The 22,071-nt window shown below is 65.1% G+C and carries 18 protein-coding genes and 1 other RNA gene; 7 read left to right on the top strand and 12 right to left on the bottom strand.

The window, feature by feature from the left end:
• Positions 1–10 precede the first annotated feature (10 nt).
• From R4P57_RS19865 to R4P57_RS19855, 3 genes are all read right to left on the bottom strand, one after another.
• Positions 11–3,058, bottom strand: coding sequence for a bifunctional [glutamine synthetase] adenylyltransferase/[glutamine synthetase]-adenylyl-L-tyrosine phosphorylase (locus R4P57_RS19865; protein ID WP_317804561.1), 3,048 nt, complete (start codon positions 3,056–3,058; stop codon positions 11–13).
• 125 nt (positions 3,059–3,183) lie between these two features.
• Positions 3,184–4,524, bottom strand: a complete 1,341-nt coding sequence (gene glnA, locus R4P57_RS19860; protein ID WP_032379097.1) for a type I glutamate--ammonia ligase — start codon at positions 4,522–4,524, stop codon at positions 3,184–3,186.
• A gap of 102 nt (positions 4,525–4,626) precedes the next feature.
• Complete coding sequence (locus tag R4P57_RS19855; RefSeq protein WP_317804560.1) at positions 4,627–6,195, bottom strand: alpha/beta hydrolase; 1,569 nt, start codon at positions 6,193–6,195, stop codon at positions 4,627–4,629.
• An 81-nt stretch (positions 6,196–6,276) separates the two neighbouring features.
• Here R4P57_RS19855 and R4P57_RS19850 point away from each other — a divergent pair, with 81 nt between their 5' ends.
• The 4 genes from R4P57_RS19850 to pip all read left to right on the top strand — a co-directional run bounded on the left by R4P57_RS19850 (position 6,277) and on the right by pip (position 10,423).
• Positions 6,277–8,007 carry an NAD+ synthase gene (locus R4P57_RS19850; protein ID WP_317804559.1) on the top strand — a complete coding sequence of 577 codons (1,731 nt, stop codon included), beginning with the start codon at positions 6,277–6,279 and terminating at the stop codon, positions 8,005–8,007.
• Between the two features lie 118 nt (positions 8,008–8,125).
• On the top strand, positions 8,126–8,977 hold the full coding sequence (gene panB, locus R4P57_RS19845) for a 3-methyl-2-oxobutanoate hydroxymethyltransferase (protein ID WP_317804558.1): 852 nt from the start codon (positions 8,126–8,128) through the stop codon (positions 8,975–8,977).
• Positions 8,978–9,018: 41 nt separating this feature from the next.
• Positions 9,019–9,465, top strand: coding sequence for a hypothetical protein (locus tag R4P57_RS19840; RefSeq protein ID WP_317804557.1), 447 nt, complete (start codon positions 9,019–9,021; stop codon positions 9,463–9,465).
• 1 nt (position 9,466) lies between these two features.
• Entirely contained in the window at positions 9,467–10,423 is a 957-nt protein-coding gene (gene pip, locus R4P57_RS19835) for a prolyl aminopeptidase (RefSeq protein ID WP_317804556.1), read from the top strand.
• Here pip and R4P57_RS19830 read toward each other — a convergent pair.
• The 5 genes from R4P57_RS19830 to R4P57_RS19810 all read right to left on the bottom strand — a co-directional run bounded on the left by R4P57_RS19830 (position 10,413) and on the right by R4P57_RS19810 (position 14,533).
• Positions 10,413–11,843, bottom strand: a complete 1,431-nt coding sequence (locus R4P57_RS19830) for an RNB domain-containing ribonuclease (protein ID WP_317804555.1) — start codon at positions 11,841–11,843, stop codon at positions 10,413–10,415. The genes pip and R4P57_RS19830 overlap by 11 nt on opposite strands.
• A 2-nt stretch (positions 11,844–11,845) precedes the next feature.
• On the bottom strand, positions 11,846–12,028 hold the full coding sequence (locus tag R4P57_RS19825; protein ID WP_317804554.1) for a hypothetical protein: 183 nt from the start codon (positions 12,026–12,028) through the stop codon (positions 11,846–11,848).
• Between the two features lie 60 nt (positions 12,029–12,088).
• An RNA gene (gene rnpB, locus R4P57_RS19820) (RNase P RNA component class A) lies at positions 12,089–12,529 on the bottom strand.
• Positions 12,530–12,545: 16 nt separating this feature from the next.
• Positions 12,546–13,958: an MFS transporter gene (locus R4P57_RS19815; protein WP_317804553.1), complete on the bottom strand. Its 1,413-nt coding sequence runs from the start codon at positions 13,956–13,958 to the stop codon at positions 12,546–12,548.
• A complete protein-coding gene (locus R4P57_RS19810) occupies positions 13,955–14,533 on the bottom strand; it encodes a TetR/AcrR family transcriptional regulator (protein WP_317804552.1) in 579 nt (192 codons plus the stop codon). The genes R4P57_RS19815 and R4P57_RS19810 overlap by 4 nt, the downstream gene beginning before the upstream one ends.
• A 71-nt stretch (positions 14,534–14,604) precedes the next feature.
• Here R4P57_RS19810 and R4P57_RS19805 point away from each other — a divergent pair, with 71 nt between their 5' ends.
• From R4P57_RS19805 to R4P57_RS19795, 3 genes are all read left to right on the top strand, one after another.
• Positions 14,605–15,129, top strand: coding sequence for a DUF1697 domain-containing protein (locus R4P57_RS19805; RefSeq protein ID WP_317804551.1), 525 nt, complete (start codon positions 14,605–14,607; stop codon positions 15,127–15,129).
• Positions 15,126–16,376, top strand: a complete 1,251-nt coding sequence (locus R4P57_RS19800) for an SLC13 family permease (protein WP_317804550.1) — start codon at positions 15,126–15,128, stop codon at positions 16,374–16,376. The genes R4P57_RS19805 and R4P57_RS19800 overlap by 4 nt, the downstream gene beginning before the upstream one ends.
• A 223-nt stretch (positions 16,377–16,599) precedes the next feature.
• Complete coding sequence (locus R4P57_RS19795) at positions 16,600–17,622, top strand: hypothetical protein (RefSeq protein ID WP_317804549.1); 1,023 nt, start codon at positions 16,600–16,602, stop codon at positions 17,620–17,622.
• Positions 17,623–17,928: 306 nt separating this feature from the next.
• On the opposite strand, the gene R4P57_RS19790 is transcribed toward R4P57_RS19795, so the two are convergent.
• The 4 genes from R4P57_RS19790 to cobC all read right to left on the bottom strand — a co-directional run bounded on the left by R4P57_RS19790 (position 17,929) and on the right by cobC (position 22,052).
• The gene (locus R4P57_RS19790) at positions 17,929–19,038 is read right to left on the bottom strand and encodes a bifunctional RNase H/acid phosphatase (RefSeq protein WP_317804548.1); all 1,110 of its coding nucleotides are present in this window, start codon (positions 19,036–19,038) and stop codon (positions 17,929–17,931) included.
• Positions 19,035–19,772: a zinc ribbon domain-containing protein gene (locus R4P57_RS19785; RefSeq protein WP_317804547.1), complete on the bottom strand. Its 738-nt coding sequence runs from the start codon at positions 19,770–19,772 to the stop codon at positions 19,035–19,037. Before R4P57_RS19785 ends, R4P57_RS19790 begins: the two co-directional genes overlap by 4 nt.
• A 106-nt stretch (positions 19,773–19,878) precedes the next feature.
• On the bottom strand, positions 19,879–21,000 hold the full coding sequence (locus R4P57_RS19780) for a Nif3-like dinuclear metal center hexameric protein (RefSeq protein ID WP_317804546.1): 1,122 nt from the start codon (positions 20,998–21,000) through the stop codon (positions 19,879–19,881).
• 14 nt (positions 21,001–21,014) lie between these two features.
• Complete coding sequence (gene cobC, locus R4P57_RS19775; protein WP_317804545.1) at positions 21,015–22,052, bottom strand: Rv2231c family pyridoxal phosphate-dependent protein CobC; 1,038 nt, start codon at positions 22,050–22,052, stop codon at positions 21,015–21,017.
• Positions 22,053–22,071 lie beyond the last annotated feature (19 nt).

Here is a 22,071-nt window from a genome sequence, read left to right as displayed (position 1 = left end):
GGGGCTGGGACTAGTTCCCGCCGAAGGTCCGCTCCACCACTGCCTTTGCCCGACGCGTCACACGCAGGTAGTTGTCGAGGAACGCTCCGGCGTCGCCGTTCTCCCAGCCCGCCACCTGCGCGACTGCAGAGAGCACAGCTCCCGGTGCAGGCAGTTGATCGGTCGGCTTTCCGCGGACCAGTACCAGTGCGTTGCGCGCCTTCGTCGCCAGGATCCATGCCTCCCTGAGCAATTCGACGTCGGTTTCGCTCATGAGCTCGGCCGCACCGATGGCGTCGAGTGACTGCAGGGTCGAGGTGTTGTGCAGCGTCAGGACCTTGTGCGCGTACCTGAGCTGGATCAGCTGAACAGTCCATTCGATGTCTGCCAGTCCCCCACGTCCGAGCTTGGTGTGGGTGGAGGGGTCGGCACCCTTGGGCAGACGCTCGGAGTCGATGCGCGCCTTGATGCGTCGAATTTCGCGGACCGCATCGGCGGACACGCCGCCCTCGGGGTAGCGCACCTTGTCGGCCATCAGCAGGAATCGGATTCCGAGATCCTGGTCGCCGGCCACCTGGTGTGCGCGCAGCAGCGCCTGCACTTCCCATGCCTGAGCCCACTGCGAGTAGTACGCGGCGTACGAAGAGAGAGTGCGCACCACCGGTCCACTTCGGCCTTCCGGCCGCAGACCGGTATCGACTTCGAGGGGCGGGTCGGTGCTGGGCGCGCCGAGTAGTTTGCGGATGCGATCGGCAATGGTGTTGGCCCACTTGACCGCAACGGTCTCGTCGACTCCGTCCACCGGATCGCAGACGAACAGTACGTCTGCGTCACTGCCGTATCCGAGTTCACCGCCGCCGAGGCGTCCCATGCCGATGACGGCCAGGGTTGCCGGTGCCGATTCGCCGCGCTCGATCTCGCTGGCCCGAACAGCCGCTGCCAGAGCGGCGTTGATGACCGCGGCCCAGACCGAGGACAGCGCCCGGCACACCTGAGGCACGTCCAGCATGCCGAGGATGTCCGCCGAGGCCACCCGCGCCAGTTCGTGGCGTCGTAGTGCCCTGGCCGCATTGATCGCCCGTACCGGATCCTCGTACCGCGCCGAGGACGACAGGATCGCCCGGTACGTCTCCTCCGGTTCGACGTCCAGCAGCCGCGGGCCTGTGGGTCCGTCGGCGAACAACCGAATGACCTCGGGGGCTTTGATCAGCAGATCCGGAACGTAGGCCGAGGAGCCGAGCACGATCATCAGTCGCTGTGCCACAGCGCCTTCGTCGCGCAGCACGCGCAGGAACCACGTCTGCTCCCCCGCTGATTCCGACAGCCTGCGGTAGTTCAGCAGGCCGGCATCCGGGTCGGGGGTGTCGGCGAGCCACTCGAGCAAGGTCGGCAGCAGTACGGCCTGAATCTGGCCGCGCCGAGTGCCCGAGCCGACGAGCGCTCGCAGATGACCCAACGCGTTCTGCGGAGTCTTGTAGCCGAGCGCGGCGAGCTGACGCGTCGCAGCGTCGGGCGTCAGACGCACTGTCTCGGAGTCGAACTTGACCACCGAGTCGAGCAACGGCCGGTAGAAGAGCTTCGCGTGCAACCGCCTGATGCGCTGCGCGTTACGTTTGATCTCGGCGTTGAGCACGCCGAGGGCGTCGCGGTTGCCGTCGGGTCGCATGTGCGCCGAACGGGCCAACCACCGCAGGGCTTCCTCGTCGTCCTGAGGAGGCAGGGTGTGTGTGCGACGCATTCGCTGCATCTGCAGGCGGTGCTCGATCAGCCGAAGAAACTCGTAGGAGGCCGTCAGGTTTGCAGCGTCGTCGCGGCCTACGTAGCCGCCCTCGGTGAGTGCGGTCAGTGCGTCGGTCGTGCCGAGTACGCGCAGCGACTCGTCGGTTCGACCGTGCACCAATTGCAGGAGCTGGACGGCGAATTCGACGTCCCGCAGGCTGCCGCGTCCGAGTTTGATCTCGCGCTCGCGGAGCTCCGGCGGCACCATCTCCTCGACCCGACGCCGCATGGCGCGCACCTCGGGCACGAAATCCTCGCGCTGGCTGGCCAACCACACCATAGGGTTGACCGCGTCGACGTAATCGTTGCCGAGCGCGATGTCGCCGGTCATGGGGCGAGCTTTGAGCAACGCCTGGAACTCCCAGGTCTTGGCCCAGCGCTTGTAGTAGGCGACATGCGAATCCAAGGTGCGGACCAGCTCGCCGCGCTTGCCCTCGGGACGCAGTGCCGCGTCCACCTCGAAGAATGCCGAGGATCCGATGCGCATCATCTCACCGGCGATGCGGCTCGCTTGCGAGTCGGCGGGCTCGGCGACGAACACGACATCGACGTCGGAGACGTAGTTGAGTTCGCGCGCACCGCATTTGCCCATCGCAACGACGGCCAGACGCGTCGGACACGGGGCGTCCGGGCACACGGTGGCCACGGCCACGGCCAGCGCCGCGGTGAGTGCTGCGTCGGCCATGTCGGACAGTTGGGAACCGACCACCGTGTACGGCAGGACGGGTTCGTTCTCGACGGTCGCGGCGAGGTCGTATGCCGCCAGCACCATGATCTGGTCGCGGTACTTCTTGCGCAGCGCGATCACGGCGGGCGGCCCGATGACGGACGCGCGGTACAGGTCCGGTGCGGCGTTGGGTCCGGTCTCGGGCTCGGCGCCGACGGCCTCGAGCAGTTCCGCGACCAGGGTGGCCTTGGTGGGTAGCTCGATCTTGGCCGAGACTCCGCTGCTCTGACCTTCCTTGGTCAGCAGCAGACGCCAGGTGCTGTCGTCGGCAACCAGGTGATCGGCGAGCGCACTGGAGGCACCGACGAGACCGAGGATGCGACCGCGGAATCCCTTGTCGGTGCGCAGTGCGGAGTCGAACTCCGCCCACCCGGCACCGAGCAGTTCGTACATCCGCACCAGGGTGCGCAGGGCGAGGTCCGCGTTGGGCGCACGGGAGAGCGACCAGAGCAGCTCCAGGCTGTCCTCATCAGTCCAACCGAGAGTGCGCAGATCGGACGGCGCAGTTTCTTCGACCAAGCCGAGACGGCCCGGTCCGGGAACGACGGATCTGGAAGTCGGAGGACGCACCATCAGAATCCACCTCGGCGTGCCACAGTTTTACCCCGTCGTCGGTAATGCGACGCGAGGGTGCCCACGCCGGCATCGGAACTACATTCTCGATCGACTAGAACGTAGCCCATGACGACGCCGCGCTGTTAAAGACCCAGGTAGGCCTTCAGCTCGTACGGCGTGACGTGACTGCGGTATTCCTCCCACTCGCGACGCTTGTTGCGGAGGAAGAAGTCGAAGACGTGCTCGCCCAGTGCTTCGGCGACCAGTTCGGAGCCTTCCATCGCGTTCAGTGCCTGATCGAGGTTGCCCGGCAGTTCCTTGTAGCCCATGGCGCGACGCTCCGCGGAGGTCAGTGCCCACACGTCTTCCTCGGCCTCGGGCGGCAGGGTGTAGCCCTTCTCGATTCCGCGGAGACCGGCCGCGAGCAGCACCGCGAATGCCAGGTACGGGTTGCAGGCGGAGTCTGGGCTGCGGATCTCGACGCGACGCGAGGAGGCCTTGTTCGGGGTGTACATCGGCACGCGGATCAGTGCCGAGCGGTTCGCCGGTCCCCACGACGCAGCGGTCGGTGCTTCACCGCCGCGCACGAGTCGCTTGTAGGAGTTGACCCACTGGTTGGTCACGGCGCTGATCTCGTTGGCGTGTTCGAGGATGCCGGCGATGAACGACTTGCCGGTCTCCGAGAGCTGCATCGGGTCGTCCGGGTTGTGGAAGGCGTTGGCGTCGCCCTCGAACAGGCTCATGTGCGTGTGCATCGCCGAGCCGGCCTGATCGCTGAACGGCTTGGGCATGAACGTCGCGCGCACACCCTCCTCGATGGCGACTTCCTTGACCACGTAGCGGAAGGTCATGATGTTGTCGGCCATCGACAGTGCGTCGGCGTAGCGAAGGTCGATCTCCTGCTGACCGGGCGCGGCCTCGTGGTGGCTGAACTCGACCGAGATTCCCATCGACTCGAGCGCGTCGATGGCGTGCCTGCGGAAGTTCGGGGCCGAGTCGTGCACGGCCTGGTCGAAGTAGCCGCCGTTGTCGGCCGGGGTCGGCGGTGAACCGTCCTGCGGGGCGTCCTTGAGCAGGAAGAATTCGATCTCGGGGTGCACGTAGCAGCTGAATCCGAGGTCCGCGGCCTTGCTCAACTGGCGACGCAGCACGTGGCGTGAGTCGGCCCAAGAGGGCGAGCCGTCGGGCATGGCGATGTCGCAGAACATCCGCGCCGAGTGCTGGTGACCCTTGCTGGTGGACCACGGCAGAATCTGGAACGTCGACGGATCGGGCTTTGCCACGGTGTCGGCCTCGGACACGCGGGCGAATCCTTCGATGGCGCTACCGTCGAAGCCGATTCCCTCGTCGAATGCCCCTTCGAGCTCGGCGGGGGCAATGGCCACCGACTTGAGGTACCCGAGGACGTCGGTGAACCAGAGGCGGACGAAACGAATGTCGCGCTCTTCGAGGGTCCGGAGCACGAATTCCTTTTGACGATCCATGAACGCGAGAGTAAGCAAACGGAGTTAAATCTGTGTTACATCGTGAATTCGGTCTCACTTCGTGAAACTCTCAGCACGCTTCCCAGGTCGTGAGGTAGCACGTCAGCACCGCAATCCGTCCTGCGGCGGAGCCAGATCGACGAGGTAGTTCACCAACGGATCGTCGATGCACTCGACGCCCGAGAAGGCGACCGTGTGCTGGGTGCCCTCGTACGTCACCAGATCACCGCGCAGCTGAGCCGCCAACTCCACACCTGCCTGATAGGGCGTGGCCGGATCGTTGGTCGTCGAGACCACCACCAGCGTCGGCAGTCCCTCGACGTCGACGATGTGCGGATCGCTCGTGTTCGGCACCGGCCAGAAGGCACACAGGTCGAGCGGCGCATTGCCCGTCGCCCGGCCGTCGTCCAGATACGGCGCGGCGGCACGGAACCTGGCGTCTGCCTCGTCGGCCGCCGCGCGATCGGTGGTCGGCGGGCCGTCGACGCAACGAACGGCATTGAACGCGTCGTCGATGTTGGTGTAGCTGCCGTCCTCCAGCCGTCCGGAGTAGGTATCGGCGAGCCGGAGCAGTGTGTCGCCCCGACCGTCGCGCAGTTCGTTCAATCCGGCCCGCAGCAGACGCCACAGTTGCTGCGAGTACAGCGCCTGCTGGGCACCGGTGATCGCGTCGTCGTAGCTGAGACCGCGGGGATCGGTCGTCTCGGCTGGCCGGTCGATCAGCGGTTCCACCAGCGATCGGAACTGCTCGACGGCCTGCGCCGGATCGGTTCCGAGCGGGCAGGTGTCGGTCTGTGCGCAGTCCGCCGCAAACTGATCGAACGCGGTCTGGAACGCCGCGCCCTGGGCGACGGCCTCGTCGACAGGTGACTGGTCGGGATCGAGCGCACCGTCGAGCACCATCGCGCGAACGTTGGACGGGAACTCTTCGGCGTACGCGGTCCCGATCCGGGTGCCGTAGGAGTAGCCGATGTAGGTCATCTTCTCGTCGCCGAGAACCGCGCGGATGACGTCCATGTCGCGCACCACTTCCCGGGTACCCACATGCTCGAGCACGTCCGCCCCGGTGCGCTCGACACACTGCGCGGCGTAGTCCCGATGGTCGGACTCGGTCGCCGCGATGCCGTCGGGGCTGACGTCGACGTCGGGTTCGCGACGCTCCTGGTCGACCTCCTCGGCCGTCAGGCACCGCACCTCAGGTTCGGATGCTCCGATCCCGCGCGGATCGAATCCGATGCGATCGAAGCGATCGGCGATGTCGGTGCCGTCGGCCTGCGTGGCCAGGTACAGCCCCGAGGAGCCGGGACCACCGGGGTTCATCAGTATCGATCCGATCTTCTCGCCCGTTGCCTGCGTCCGGGAGATGGCGACCTCGATCGTCGTGCCGGTGGGATCGGCGTAGTCCAACGGCACGGTCACCATCGCGCATTCGACGGCACTTCCCAGTTCGCTGCCGTCGGTGTTGTACCGGTCGCAGGATTCCCACTCCAGCGTCTGGGTGTAGAACGTCTCGAGCCCCGAGGGGATCGGGCCGACGGCGGATGCCGATGAGGAACTGTCGGGCGCAGCGGAGTTCTCGGGAGTGGCTGTCGGCTCGGAGGTGGAGCAGCCGACGGCCAACACGGCGACCGTGGACAGTGCCGCGGCCGTGCTCCTGGTGCGCGTTCTCATGGGCACGATCGTGCCAGGTCTTTCGAGCGCTTCGCTCCCGCTGCCCGGCGGGGACGTCGTCCGAGCACTAGCGTGGGCGCAGTGCAGGCACTTCGACTCGCCCTCGCCCAGATCAACTCCGTCGTCGGCGATCTCGCGGCGAATTCCGCAGCGATCGTCGAGTGGACGGTCCGCGCAGCCCACGATGGTGCCAACGTGGTGGTGTTTCCCGAGATGGCGCTGACGGGATACCCCGTCGAGGATCTGGCTCTGCGGCCGTCGTTCGCCGCCGCATCGGCTCGCGCCCTCACCGAGTTGGCGACCGCCTTGGACAATGCCGGGTGCGGCGATCGCATCGTGGTGGTCGGCTACCTCGATCGCGACGCCGAGGGTTCGCGAAACAGCGCGGCAGTGATCGTCGACGGACGGGTGACAACTCGATACGACAAGCACTCGCTCCCCACCTACCGAGTGTTCGACGAGGCCCGCTACTTCGCTCCGGGATCCGGCCTGAGCATCACAACGGTGAACGGCCTGCGGCTCGGTGTCGTTGTCTGCGAGGACATCTGGCAACCTGGCGGATCCGTTCCCGCCTATGCCGCGGCCGGGGTTGACATGTTGCTCTGCCTCAATGCCAGCCCCTTCGAGCAGGGCAAGGACGAGGTGCGGCGCTCCATCGCCCTGCGACGGGCCACCGAGATCGACGCTCCGGTCGCCTACGTCAACGTCGTCGGTGGCCAGGACGAGCTGGTGTTCGACGGAGCGAGTTTCGTCGTCGGGCCGGACGGTTCCACCTGGGGCCGCTCCCCGCAATTCCTCGAGCATCTCCTGATCGTCGACGTCGATGCCCCGACGGCACCACATCCGGATGCTGCCGAGGTGCCCGGCTGGACCATCGATCGGGTGACGCTCCCCGACGTGGCCGTCACCGGCTGGCAGCGAGCCGAGCCGTACCTCGCAGAGATCGCGAGCACCGAGGAACAGGTGTGGGGCGCACTGGTGACCGGACTACGAGACTATGTGCACAAGAACGGTTTTCGATCGGTGGCCCTCGGATTGTCCGGCGGTATAGATTCGGCGGTGGTCGCCGCCATCGCCGTCGACGCACTGGGCCATGATGCGGTACACGGAGTGTCTATGCCCTCGACGTACTCGTCGGATCACTCCCGCACCGACGCAGAGGATTTCGCGTCGCGCACCGGTATTCATTTCCGCGTCGAGCCGATTGCCGACATGGTCGCCTGCTACGTCGACCAGCTGCATCTGACCGGCTTGGCCGAGGAGAACATTCAGGCCCGCTGCCGGGGCATGGTGTTGATGGCGCTGTCGAACAGCTTCGGCCATCTGGTGCTGGCCACCGGCAACAAATCCGAACTGGCCGTTGGTTATTCGACGATCTACGGGGATGCCGTCGGCGGCTTCGCGCCGATCAAGGACGTGCCGAAGTCGCTCGTGTGGGATCTGGCGCGGTGGCGAAACAAGTCCGCTGCCGACCGTGGGGACATCCCTCCGATCCCCGAGTCGAGCATCGACAAGCCGCCGTCCGCCGAGCTCCGGCCGGGCCAGCTCGATACCGACTCCTTGCCCGACTACGACGAACTGGACGCCATCGTGTTTCGCTACGTCGACCACGATCAAGGCTTCGCGGACATCGTGGCGGCCGGGTTCGACGCGGCGGTGGTGGCGGACATTCTGCGCAAGGTCGACGCGTCGGAGTACAAGCGGCGTCAATATCCGATCGGCACCAAGGTCACCTCTCGTGCGTTCGGGCGCGACCGCCGCATACCGATCACCAATGGCTGGCGGGACTACTCGGCGCTCGGCGAGGTGTGACGAATTGCACTGCTGGTAGCGCTCCGGTAGGTCGCATGCAGTGGCAGACTTACGCACGTCATCACACCCCATCCCGGGGACCCGCCGAGCGGGCCTCGAGGACCAGAAAGGGACAAAGATGTCCGAAACTGCTGTGTACGGCGGATCTGCTCAGGAAGCACCCTCCACCGCATTGACCCGCAAGACCCGCACCCACCACCTTCTGCAGATGAAGGCCGACGGTGAGCGCTGGGGAATGCTCACCGCCTACGACTACTCCAGCGCCCGCATCTTCGAGGAAGCCGGCGTTCCTGTTCTCCTCGTCGGCGATTCGGCGGCAAACGTCGTCTACGGCTACGACACCACCGTGCCGATCACCGTCGACGAGCTCCTTCCGCTGGTCCGCGGAGTGGTCCGCGGCGCACCGCACGCCCTCGTCGTCGCAGATATGCCCTTCGGCACGTACGAGGCATCGCCGCAGCAGGCCCTCGAAACCGCTGTCCGGTTCATGAAGGAAGGGCTCGCGGGCGCAGTCAAGCTCGAGGGCGGCGAGCGCGTGGCCGCTCAGATCGCCGCGATCACTGCCGCGGGCATCCCGGTGATGGCCCACGTCGGCTTCACCCCGCAGAGCGTCAACACGTTGGGCGGCTTCCGCGTCCAGGGTCGCGGAGACGCGTCCGAGCAGCTTGTGGCCGACGCCATCGCAGTCCAGGAGGCGGGTGCATTCGCCGTCGTCATGGAGATGGTTCCCGCCGACATCGCCGGCCAGGTCACCCGCAAGCTGACCATTCCGACCGTCGGTATCGGTGCGGGCAACGAATGCGACGCGCAGGTTCTGGTGTGGCAGGACATGGCCGGATACACCAACGGCAAGACCGCGAAGTTCGTGAAGAAGTTCGCCGACGTCGGCGATTCACTGCGGACAGCGGCAACCACGTACCTGTCCGAGGTGCGATCGGGAGTCTTCCCCGGGCCCGAACACAGTTACTGATCGTTACCCTTCATACCGAGTGCGGATGGCACACTCGGACCATGAAACTCAGACGGGGTTCGACCTTCGATGCACGGAGAAGCGCAGTCGCGGTAGTCAGCGCGGCTGCGCTGCTCACGCTGGTGGGCGCATGCAGCACCGACACCACCAACACCGGTTCGTCATCCACCACGACGGTCGCACCGACCACCACGGTCACCGCACCGCCTGCGGACGCAGTGATCACCGATGCGCAGAAGCAGCAGTTGTGCACCGACCTCGAGGCGCAGCTGTCCAATTGGCGCGTTCAGGGGCCCACCCTGGGCCGAGGTGGGCTGAACATTCTGGTGCAGACCTGGGCGGCGCAGAGCGGCGTCATCAATCTGCAGGTGGTGCAGAACCGAGCGATCGTCGACGACATCACGACCGAGACATGCTCGGACGTGCGGGACGAGGCCATCCGGTCCCTCGACATTCCGGACCTCGCGGCCGGTCTGGTGGGCTTCTAGGATGCGGACCCTCTACCCCGAGATCGCGCCCGTCGAGACCGGACACCTCGAGGTCGGTGACGGCCAAAAGATCTACTGGGAGGTCTCGGGCAACCCCGACGGTGCGCCGGTGGTGTTCGTGCACGGCGGTCCGGGCGGTGCCACCAATCCGTTGCAGCGCCGGTACTTCGACCCACAGGCCTATCGAATCGTGTTGTTCGATCAGCGGGGCTGCGGGCAATCGACCCCGCACATAGCCGACGGAGCCGATCTGTCGGTCAACACCACCCACCGCCTGATCTCGGACATGGAGAAGCTCCGGGAGCACCTGGGTATCGACACGTGGTTGGTCTTCGGCGGATCCTGGGGCTCGACCCTGTCGCTGGCGTACGCGCAATCGCATCGCGATCGCGTGCGGGGGCTGGTACTGCGGGGGATATTCCTGGTGCGGCCGTCGGAGATCGACTGGTACTACGGCGGCGGGGCAGGCCACATCTTCCCCGATCTGTGGGAGAAGTTTCTCGAACCCATTCCGGAGGACGAGCGCGACGGCGATCTCGTCGAGGCATACCACCGGCAGCTGATGTCCGACGATCACGAGGCCGCGACGCGAGCCGCGGTGGCGTGGTCTACGTGGGAGGCGGCAACGAGTTACCTGCTGCCCAAACCGGATGCAGTGCAGGACAACTCGGATGCGCGGTTCGCCCTGGCGTTCGCCGGTATCGAGAACCACTACTTCCGCAACAACTGCTTTCTCGAAGAGAATCAACTGCTACGTGACGCCCACCTGCTCGACGGCATTCCGGGTGTCATCGTGCAGGGCCGCTACGACGTCGTGTGCCCGGCAACGAGCGCGTGGGCGCTGCACAAGGCCTGGCCCAGTGCCGATCTGGTGATCGTCGACGACGCCGGGCACTCGGCCGCCGAGCCCGGCATCGTGCATCACCTCGTCGAGGCGACGGATCGCTTCAGGCAGTGACGGCCGGGTAGTCGAACCGGACTGTGCGAGAGTCGGTGTCGGCCCGGGTCAACCGTACCTTCACCGACTCCCCCGCGGGCGGTTCTCCGTCGCACTTTCCGAGAACGATCGGCTGTGACACCAACACCTCGGCGTCACGCTTCCCCTCGGCACCGCGCAGCACGACCGCCGAGAACTCCCCGCCCACTTGATCTTTCAGTACGTGCGCTTCGGCGAGGTCGATGCAGGCGCGGTCCACTTTCGACGCCGCAGAATCCGATCCGCGCATGGTGGCGGGCAACTCCGGCAATGCCTGCGCCGCCCAGTCAGGTACCGGCGCTCCGGCCACGACGGCGAGGCACACCTCGGTGGCGAAACGATCGGACAGCCGACGCAGCGGTGCCGTCACGTGGGCGTACGGCGCACCGATTCCCGAATGCTCGACCGATGCGTCACTGTCCACAGGGTTCGTTGTTCGGTCGAACGCGAGGTAGTCCGCACCGCGCAGCAAACCGGTCGCCTGGGTCATCATCGCCAGCGTCGACGGCTCGTCGGCGGGCAGGCCGGCCAGCACAGATCCGGCGGATGCGCCTGCAGGCCAGTCGATTCCGAGTGCTTTTGCCGTCTTCTTCAGTGTGTCCACGGATTCGGACGAGGCAGGCGGCAGGGTGCGCACGATGCCGATTCCGGCGTCGAGCATGATTCTGGCGGCGCACATTCCCGTCAGCAGCGATACCTCCGCGTTCCAACCGTCCACCGCGGTGCGTGGTTGCAGGACGATGCGCCAGCCCTGCCCGTCGGGCACCACTTCCTGCTCGGGCAGGGTGATGTCGACGGCTCCGCGCCGTCTGGCTGCAGCTGCGCGCTGGGCCCCGAATTCGGCCAGCGCTGCGATGGACGGGTGCGGTGTCCCCGCGTCCACATCGGCTTGCACTGCGGCGTAGTCGAGCCGGGCGGTCGATCGAACGAGCGCGCGGGTCACCGTCCATGCGGCCGCCTCGCCGACGTCGTCGAGTTCGATGGTCCACAGCGCCGCGCAGCGGGTCTGCCCCTCCAGCAGGCTGCCCGAACCCTCCGACAGCTCTCGTGGATGCAACGGCACCGATCCGTCCGGGAGGTAGAACGTCTGGCCGCGTCGACGGGTTTCGGCGTCGAGCGCTCCCCCTGGCATCACCAGTGCGCCCACGTCGGCGATCGCGTAGTGCACCACCAATCCGTTGGACGTCTTCTCGATGTGTACGGCTTGGTCGAGGTCCTTCGAGCCGGGTGGGTCGATGGTGACGAACGGGATGTCGGTGCGGTCGATTCTGCTGTCGGCGTGCAGGTCTCGGGCTTCGACCGCCTCGCGCATCACGTCTTCGTCGAAAGCTTCGGTGAGCGCGAACTCGGATCTGATGGCCTCGAAGTCGAAGCCCGGAGCCCTCAGCCGGGTGAGCAGCACCGTCAGTTGTTCCAGTCGTCGTCGGAATCGGCGGCCTTGTTGCGAGCCGCGGCGATCTTCAGCGCCTGCTCCGCGGTGGCCTTGTCCGGATAGGGGCCCATGCGGTCGAGGGCGTTGGTCTGCTTGCCCTGTACGACCTGCTTGGCGGCGATGTCGTAGTACCAGGAGGTGTCGTCGTCGGTCATGACTTCCAGTGTGCCCCATGGAGCGACGCCGCAGGAGAACTGCGGGAGAAATAGTGGGTGCGAACGAGTCGGCCTGTAAGCCGGATCCTGTCTGCCGTTCCTGCTTTCGCAGGTTCGACTGGACGACCATCCATCTGGGCACACCGTTGCCGGGTACCTCGAGCAGTCCACCCGCAGGCTCGGGCGAGCAGCCCTCGAGCACCTGCGCAGCTGCACCGCTTGCGCGATGCAGCCTTCGACCTTGCTCCGGGCGGGGTTTACCTAGCCATCCCAGTCACCTGGGATGCTGGTGCGCTCTTACCGCACCGTTTCACCCTGACCTGCAGTTCGATTCCGAAGAACCGATCCGCAGGCGGTCTGTTTTCTGTGGCACTGTCCCGCGAGTCACCTCGGGTTGCCGTTAACAACCGCCCTGCTCTGTGGAGTCCGGACTTTCCTCGGCTCGAAGCGCGACGACACTCGTTCGCCGGTCCTCCGAGCCGCAGCCGTCCGGCCAACTCGTTCGCAGTTGCGTACTCTACTCGGCTCGCATCGAGGGACCGGCGACTCCCCGCCTGCGAAAAATGGTTGCGCTCGCGACGGCCGCGGCAGCGGTGACGGCCATGCCGACCCAGGCGGCCGACGTGTAGGACCCTTCCGTGGGAAAGGCAGAACCGGCATTCGTTCCGCCGGCCAGAACCAGACCACCGATCGCACTACCGAACGCAAACCCGACACTGCGCACCACCTGGTTGACGCTCATGGCACTGGAGGTCTCCCCCGACGGAACCACCGAGAGAACGACGGTCGGCATCGCCGCCGAAAAACTCCCGACACCGAAGCCCAGGATCGACATCGCGATGCAGAGTTCCATCAGACCGGTGCGGGTGGTGGCGAACAAAGCCAGCGCGGCGAGGACGATGAAGGCACTGATGGTGAGCGTGCCGGCGGGACTCACCCGACGCAACGCAGACGGCACAAGTTTGCCGGCCAGGAAGCCGCATACCGAGAAAGGAACCAGAACGAGTCCGGCGGCGAACACACCCAGCCCGAAGCCGTATCCGGCACCGGACGGCGTCTGTGCGTATCGCGTGACGATGGTGAGCAGCAGGTACATTCCGATACCGCCGAGGAACATAACGCTGTTCGCACCGACCACGGACCGGTGGCGAAGCAAGCGAAGGTCGACCAGGGGTGCCGAGCTTCCGATCTCGATCCGCACCCAGATATATGCTGCGATGGCAGCAGTTGTGGCCATCGCTCCCGCCCACCAGGGATAGCTCGTCCACAGCGCCGTCTCGCTCACGAGAATCAGGACCATCGACAGAACGAGCGCAAGCAGCACTGCACCGGGGACGTCGATCCGCATCGAATGTTTTTGCGCAGCAGCAGGAATGACTCTCAGGGCCACAAGCAGTGCAAGGACGGTGATCGCAGCACCGAATCCGTAGGCGGCGCGAATTCCACCGTGCTCGGTGAGCAGCCCGGACAACGGGTACCCGACGCCGACACCTGCCGTCGATGCGATCGACAACAGCGCGATGGTCGACGCAGACCTTTTGTCGTACAGATGATCTCGCGCAACCCCCATCAGCATCGAGGTAAGAGCCAGCCCCACTCCCTGTGCCGCTCGGCCGAGGAGCAACCAGGCGAAGGACAGCGGGAGTGCGGTGAGCACTCCTCCGATCGACACGATGCCGAGTGTCCCGAGGATCGCCGCCCGCCGATGCGGACCGGATCCCAGCCGGCCGAGCAGCGGCGTCGTCACGGCACCTGTCAACAAGGCCAGCGTCAACGTCCACTGCGCACTCGACAGCGAGACATCGAATGTGGTTGCAACACTGGTGATCAACGGAGCACCGAGGCTGCCGACGGCGGCCACGACCACTCCGATGAACACCAACGCAGGCACGAGCAGTCGCGAGTCGCTGCACTCGGCGTCGGCGGTCATCGGTTCGTATCGCTCGTGATGTGGTCGAACAATCCGGCGTGGATGCGAGTGCCCACTCCGTTCGCCCATGGTGCGTCGATGTCGTCGATCTGCAGGGCCGCACCCGTGTTGAGCAGCATGCCGAACGCGAGAAATGCTTTGACGGTCACCGCGTCGAGCCCGGTGACCTCCGCGACGGTGTTCCACATCCGACCGAAGCCTGCCCGCACCGCGTCCCGGACCTCGGGATCGCCACATGCAGCGATCCCTTGTAGTTGCAGCAACAGTGAGGTTCGATCCTCGAGCATGGTGTAGTAGCGCTCCCCCATCGACGCCAACGCCTGTTGCCCGTTGTCCGTACCCGCCGCTTCGCGCATTCCGTCTGCCAACCGATCGAAGGACGCGACGACCAGTTCGGAGAACAGCGCCTTCTTGGTTCCGAATATTCGAAAGATGTACGCCTGGGTGATCCCGGCTGTGCGGGCGATCGCCTCGGTCGAACCGCCGTGGAGTCCGGCCGTGGCGAATTCGTCCGCTGCGATCCGCAGGATCTGCTCGCGACGGTCAGGTCCGGTCATGCGTTCGCGCTGCGTCATGGTCGTAAAGTTACTGGTTACTAACTACTTACTCAAGGGTGATCGGCGAGCACTTCACTACAGTTCCTCCCATGAGCGAATGGGTCGTGCTGCTGCGCGGCATCAACGTCGGTGGCATCAACATCAAGATGGCCGATCTCCGTGAAGCTTTGGCCTCGGCCGGCTTCACCGATGTGCGTACCGTTCTGGCGACCGGCAATGTCCTGCTGGACTCCCCATCGCCTGCCTCCGCGGTGAAGGCACAGGTGGAGAACACGCTGGCCCAGGCGTTCGGTTACCAGGCCTGGGTTGTCGTACTGGACGTGGCGACACTTCGGGTGATCGTGGAGTCCTACCCGTTCGACGCCGAACGAGAAGGCTGGCATCCTTATGTGGTGTTCGGTAGCGATGATAGCCATTTGACCGAATTGTCCGCTCTTGCAGACGAACTCAACCCCGACCTCGAAAGGATCGCCGAGGGGAACAGCGTGCTCTACTGGGAGGTGCGCAAGGGCAGCACCACCGACAGCAAGTTCGGGAAAGCCACGGCAAAAGCCAAGTACAAGGCTACGACCACCACTCGAAACGTTCGCACGCTCGTGAAGATTCTCGCGTGACAGTTCTCGCCGCGGTATTGGTCGCTGCTGTTCTCGTCTTCGCGATCGTGCGACCTCGTGGTCTCCCCGAGATCGTCGCTGCACTTCCGGCTGCGGCGATCGTTCTTCTCGTCGGTCTCGTCAGCCTCGACGCCGCACGAGAGCAAGTACTCGAACTCGCTCCGACCGTGGTGTTTCTGGCATTCATCCTGATTCTGGCGCATCTCTCCGATGCGCTCGGGGTGTTCAGTTGGATAGCGGCGAAGCTACGACGAGGCGCGAAGGGCAGCCCCCGCAGACTGTTGACACTCGTGTTCGCTGCGGCGGCGTCGACCACGGCAGTCCTCAGTCTCGACGCCACCGTGGTTCTGCTGACGCCGGCCATCATCGGTGCAGCTCGGATACTGGGCATGTCGCCGCGCCCGCACAGTTACGCCACTGCGCACCTGTCCAATTCGGCGTCGACGCTGCTGCCGGTGTCGAATTTGACCAACCTCCTCGCCTTCGCGGCGACCGGACTCACCTTCCTGCACTTCACCGCTCTGATGGCACTGCCCTGGATATTCGCGGTGGCCATCGAGTTGGCGGTGTTCCTGATCTTCTTCCGCAAGGATCTGACCCGCACCACCGCACCGCAGGAGAACTCGACCCAGCAGAGCGCCGACGACGTTCCCGCACCGCGGTCCACTCTCGCCATCCTCGCCGCGACACTCATCGGCTTCGCAGTGGCAGGCCTGTTCGATATCGAACCGTTCTGGGTGGCGGCGGTGGGGTCGATTGCACTCGCGATCCCGGCACTTCGAGCTCAGCGCACCACGCCACGTGCCATTCTGCGCGGTGCCGATCTGCCGTTCTGTGGCTTCGTCTTCTTGCTCGGCATCGTCGTTCTCGGCGTCACGACAGGCCCGATCGGAGACTGGCTGACGCGAATCCTGCCGTCCGACACCACCTTCGCCTCGCTGCTGGCCGCCGCAGCCATCGCGGCGGTGTCGTCGAACATCGTCAACAATTTGCCCGCGACGCTGCTGCTGCTCGCAGCGTTCGGTGCCGATGCTCCCCCGGCACTGCTGTTGGCCATGGTGATCGGGGTCAACCTCGGCCCCAATCTCACCTACGTCGGGTCGCTGGCCATCATGCTGTGGCGACGCGTCGCATCGGCCAATGACGAACCGGCAGACCTGCGCACCTTCACCGTGTTGGGCGTCATCACGACGCCGCTGACGATCGTCGGTGCCGTGGCGGGCCTGTGGCTCGCCCTGCAGGTCTAGCCTGCGAGTCCAGCCAGCGGCTGCAGCGTGTATCCATACGGACAAAGAATGCATGAAAGTCCAAGCGGTCCCGTTTTTGTGCGATGACCGAAGAGCGAGCGCCTCGACTACAACTTCGGTCAGGTAGCCCGGAGAGGCGACCAAAATTGACGAGAGATGTCGTAGCAGGCGCTAGAGCTTCGGACACTACCCACACAATGAACTAATCGGATAGCGTCCTGGCATGTCCGTTAACGATGGCCCAGAACCTTCAAAGGCCGAAAACGGTGAAGACCGGTTAGCTGACATGCACAGGCAACGGAGGTCCATCGAGGAAGCCCTGAACAGAATCTCAGGCCGTCCCTCCCATCCCGGTTCGCGCACCGTCCAGATTCTCGGCGTTCTGGCGTTAACTACTGGTTTCGGGGCTGCGGTCATATCCGGGATTGTGAACAGATGGTGGGGATGGCAGGTCGAGCTGGGTGTTCTTTCGGGTTGGGTTGCCGCGCTGCTCACTGCAATCGCGGTTATTGTTGCCCTTACATCGAATCGCCGCTCCGCGTCCATCTCATCAAGCGCCCTCGAAGAATCACGACGGTCGTATATTTTGTCAGAAAGAGCGCTTGAGGACTCTCAAACCAAAACTGTGTCGGACCGGGTCTATACCCACCGCCGTGGAAATGTTAAGGCGATTGCCGACATGTGGGCAGCTCTCGACGAATTCGATACCACCATGGAAATTTTTCGGGCAACACGCGTAGCCACGATTACGACCTCGGGGATTGCGTCGCCACCGTCGAAGCTGGACGAGTTGGGCCGTGCAAAGGCGGATGCGGCGAACGCATCGTCGAAGGCCGATGCGGGAATCATGTACGCCCGGGTCCTTACCGACGTGGGCCCGGTACTAGATCATGTGGAAACGACCGAAAAGCTGTTTAGAAAGCTGGCTCACGAGACGTTCAACACGCCGAGGATTACAGCGTCGGGGACTGAGGTGCAAAGCTGGGCAGCCAATCTCGAAGATCACCGCCAAGCTCTGTTCAAGCTCAGATCGAAGGTCGTAAAACTGCTGCGAGATCAACTCCCGCTTCACGATCAAGCCGCCGAGGTCGCCAGGGCGCAACGTAGGCGGGACGCCGGCGCACGTGGCCTGCAGCGTGCCGTGAGTGAGCACAAATCAAGCGACAGCATTGAAGCGCTCATCGATAAGGTAACCAAATACGGTGAAGAAGAGCTTGCAAAAGAGGGTCTTACTCGGAAGGAATAGCGGATGCGGCGCAATACATCAACTAGCCTATTCCTTGATCATTGATTTCGGTCAAGATGTGCTCGATCTCCTGACTCCAGGCCCTTCGACGCGTCCAAGATCGATGCTCACGGACCGTCACTAGCTATCGGCTAGCAGGTCAAACGGCGTTCGTGGCCATGTTTGCCCTTGAGGAGAGAGTCGGGACTTCATCGGATGCGGGAAGACTCGACTGGACGTATCGAGGAATTCCTAAACAACCGGCACGCCATTGCAGCAAACTTCGCATCGCCACTGTTTGGTCGACTTGCGGACGGGTCTGTTCGATTAAGCCAGGTGCGACGTGTCGTTGACCAATCGAACCGATGCCCCGCCGTCGGGGTAGAACTCGGCGATGCTCAGTGAAGCGAGGTCGAGGTGCAGTCGATACAGCAGCGACGGTCCGACGTCGAGTGCGAGTTGCAGCAGCATCTTGATCGGAGTCACGTGGGTGACCACCAGAAGGGTTTTTCCGGCGTACTCGGCGAGCAACCGGTCGCGGGTCGCTTCTATACGCACGCGCACCGCGTCGAAGCTTTCCCCGTTCGGCGGTGCGACGGAGGTGTCGCCGCGCCAGGCCTTGTGGCCCTCGGGGTGACGTTCCATGGCCTCGGTGAACGTCAGTCCCTCCCAGTCGCCGAAGTCGGTTTCGATGAGGCCGTCGACGGTGGTGACAGGCAATCCGAGACGGGCGGCTGTCGCCGCGGCAGTCTGTTGGGCGCGCGCGAGCGGCGAGGCCACGATGGCGTCGATATCGGTTCGCGAGCCCAGAACCGTTGCGGCAGAATCGGCTTGGCGTTGTCCCAGGTCGGTCAGATCGGGATTGCCGCGGCCGGAGTATCGCCGGTCGACCGACATGGCGGTCTGGCCGTGACGCAACAGCAGCAGGCGGGTCGGCTCCCCCATCGCACCGGTCCACCCGGGTGACTCGGCCTTCTTCGCAACCGGCTCGGCATCGGGCAATTCCGTTAGGTCCACGCCCTCGGCCGCTGCGTCCATCGCCTCGTTCGCCAGCGCGTCGGCGTGCGAGTTCTGCGCGCGCGGAATCCACTCGTAGGTGACGGAATCGAAGCCGCGGGCCAGTTCGGCCGCTTTTCGCTGAAGCGGAATCATGTCCGGGTGCTTCACTTTCCAGCGCCCGGCCATCTGTTCGACTACGAGCTTGGAGTCCATGCGGACCGCGACCTCACGAGCCCCGACGTCGCGTGCGGCGCTCAACGCTGCGATCAGGCCGTTGTACTCGGCGACGTTGTTCGTGGCCACGCCAAGCGACGCCCGACGCTCGGCCAGAACCTGCGAGCGATCGGCGCTGAACACCACTGCGCCGTAGCCAGCGGGCCCGGGGTTCCCACGCGATCCACCGTCGGCCTCGGCAACGACCCTCGATACCTGACTCAAATTCCGGATTCCTTGGTGCGCACCAGGATTGCATTGCACTCGGAGCAACGAATGAGAGCATCCGCGGGCTTGTTGGCGATGCCCGCGATCTCGTTGCGATCGAGTTCGATGCGACACGCTCCACATCGGCGAGCCTGCAGCAGTGCCGCACCGCGGCCGGTGAGCGCTCGCTGCTTCTCGTAGAGCGCAAGCAGATCCGCGGGCAATCCCGAGGCGAACGATTCGCGGCGCTCGGCGCTGCGCTTCTCGGCGACATCGAGATCTGCGACGGCGTCGTCGCGACGGCGGCCGGCGTCGACCAATTCGTCTTCGATCTGCGTGAGCTGCGCGCCGGCGTGCTCGTGGTCTCGCTCACTGGCCTCGCGCTGTTCCATGACCTCGAGCAGTTCCTCTTCGAGGATGCCCTGGCGACGTTCGAGGCTACCGAGCTCGTGCTGCAGTTCGGTCATCTGCTTCGGGGCGATCGTGCCGCTCTCGAGCATCTTCTTGTCGCGGGCCTCGCGCTTCCGAACTGCGTCGACCTCGCCTTCGAGTTTGCGGATGTCCCGATCGAGGTCGTCCATCGAGATCTGCACCGTCACCGCTGCGTCCTTGCGGGTGGTGCGCTCGGTCTCGAGCTTGTCCACCTCCTGCTGCTCGGGGAGGCTCTTACGGCGGTGGGCGATCTGCGAGAGTTCGGTATCCACACCGGCCAATTCGAGCAGCGAGGCCTGGACTTTGGGATCGACGTTCACGCTTGATGACTCCTGCGACTATGGAAGTTGGTTCCGATCACCCTACCGGCTGCTCGAAGGCGAGAATGTCCGATCGGCTCCGAGCGCCGGTCGCGGGGTTCGATGGTCACAGCGTCCACGGGTCGGTACGGACCTCGGTGACCCGGCTGCTCCACCCGTCCGTGTCACCGAATGCGGCGTCGACGATGCTGCGCGCCTGTTCGCACCACGGGAACTCCGAGGCCCAGTGCGCGGTGTCGATCACGGCGGGGCCACCCGCGCGCAAATGCTCGTCGACAGGGTGGTGGCGCAGATCCGAGGTGACGTACACATCGGCGTCGGTGCGCGCCACCGTGGAAAGGAACGAGTCACCCGCTCCCCCGCACATTGCAACCACCGAGACCGTGGCCTCAGGGTTTCCTGCAGCGCGTACTCCCCACGTCGTAGTGGGCAACGCCTCGCGGACGACCTCGGTGAATTCGGCCAGTGTCATCGGACTCGGCAGCTTTCCGATGCGGCCCAGGCCGGTGCACGACGGTAGAGCCGCGGATTCGAAGACGTCGAACGCGGGCTCCTCGTAGGGGTGTGCCCGACGCATCGCCGAAAGCACCTGAGCACGTATGCCTTTGGGGGCAACAACTTCGATGCGATCCTCCGCCTCGGTGTGCACCTCTCCCAGAACACCGAGCGTCGGGTGTGCGTTCGGGCCCGGACGGAATTGACCGAGACCCGGACTCTGCCAGCTCGCTTCGCTGTAATCGCCGATCTGTCCGGCTCCGGCGTCGAACAAGGCCTGTCGCACCGCGGCCGAGTCGGACGTCGGCACGAAGACCAGCCACTTGTCTTGTGCGGGACAAGGAATGGGGTCGAGTGGCCTGGTGTCGATCACCCCGAGCGCGGACGCGAGTGCGTCGGACACGCCGGGATCGGCGGAGTCGGCGTTGGTGTGGGCGGTGAACAGCGCACAGTCGGCCTTGATCAGGCGATGGATCACCGAGCCCTTCGCGGTGTCGGCCGCGACGGTGTCGACGCCTTTGAGCAGCAAGGGATGGTGGGCGACGATCAGATCGGCACCCCAGGCGATGGCGTCGTCGACCACTGCCTCGGTAACGTCGACGGTGTAAACAACCTGCTGCACAACAGCTCCGGGATCTCCGCACACCAGGCCCACCGAGTCCCAGCTCTCCGCCAGACGGGGTGGGTACGCGTCGTCGAGTACCTCGATGACGTCCGCCAGTGTCACTGCCATGTTCGCTGCTCTCCTCACAGAACGGTGTTCAACGCGTCCACCAGTATGTCGACCTGCTGCGAGTCCCGTACCGCGACGCGCAGGTAGTGACGGTCGAGCCCCGGGAACGTGTCTGCGCGCCGCACCGCGATACCCATCGTGCGCAAGCGTTCTCGAACGAGATCGGCACCGTCGACGCGCAGCAGCAGGAAGGGCGCGCGGGCCGGGCCGGTGATGTCGAGGCCGAGAGCCTCGAGTCGCGGGGTCATCGCGGTTCGTTCGCGGTGGATGCGCTCGGACTCGGCGCGTGCCTGATCGACGGCGAACGGTTCGGTGCAGGCGCGGATCGCTTCGAGCTGCAGACTCCCCAGGGGCCAGTGCGCGCGGCCGTACTGCAGCCTCGCGAGGACGTCGGGGTGGCCCAGTGCATATCCGCATCGCAATCCCGCCAGCGCCCACGTCTTCGTCAGGCTGCGCAGTACCAGCACGTCGTCCAGGCTCTGCGACGCGACCGATTCCCCAGACCCGAGCACTGCGTCGGCGAAGGCCTCGTCGATCACCAGCATGCGTCCGGATCCACGCAGACTCAGTACCGCCTCACGGGGATGCAGAACCGATGTGGGGTTGGTCGGGTTGCCGAGGATCACCAGGTCGGCGGCGTCGGGCACGAGCGTCGGATCGAGCTCGAAGGGTGGCGGCAGGAGCACTCGGTGCACCGGAATGCCCGCCTGCTCCAGCACCCAGTCGGGCTCGGTGAACGACGGGTGGATCGTCGCCACCAGCCGGGGCTCGAGCCGCGGCAGCATCGAGAAACCCTCGGCCCCACCGCTGAGCAGCAGCACCTCGTCCGGTGAGCGGCCGTGATGTTCGGCCACCTGTTCTCGTGCGGCCTTGTCGGCGGCCGTGCTCGGGTACGAACCCAACGAACTCAGTGCCGCGGCCAGCCGATCGCGAAGCCATGCCGGCGGTCCGTCGCCCCGCACGTTGACGGCGAAGTCGACGAATCCGGAATCGACCTCGACGTCTCCGTGGTGACGGAGTAGCGCATCGGGATCTGCAGCTGTGTCGGACATCGCGACGAGCGTAGCCGCG

It is taken from the genome of Rhodococcus sp. IEGM 1330 (assembly GCF_033142445.1).
GTDB lineage: Bacteria > Actinomycetota > Actinomycetes > Mycobacteriales > Mycobacteriaceae > Rhodococcoides.
Note: the sequence above shows the minus strand (reverse complement) of the source record. Positions and strands in the feature narration are given on the sequence as shown.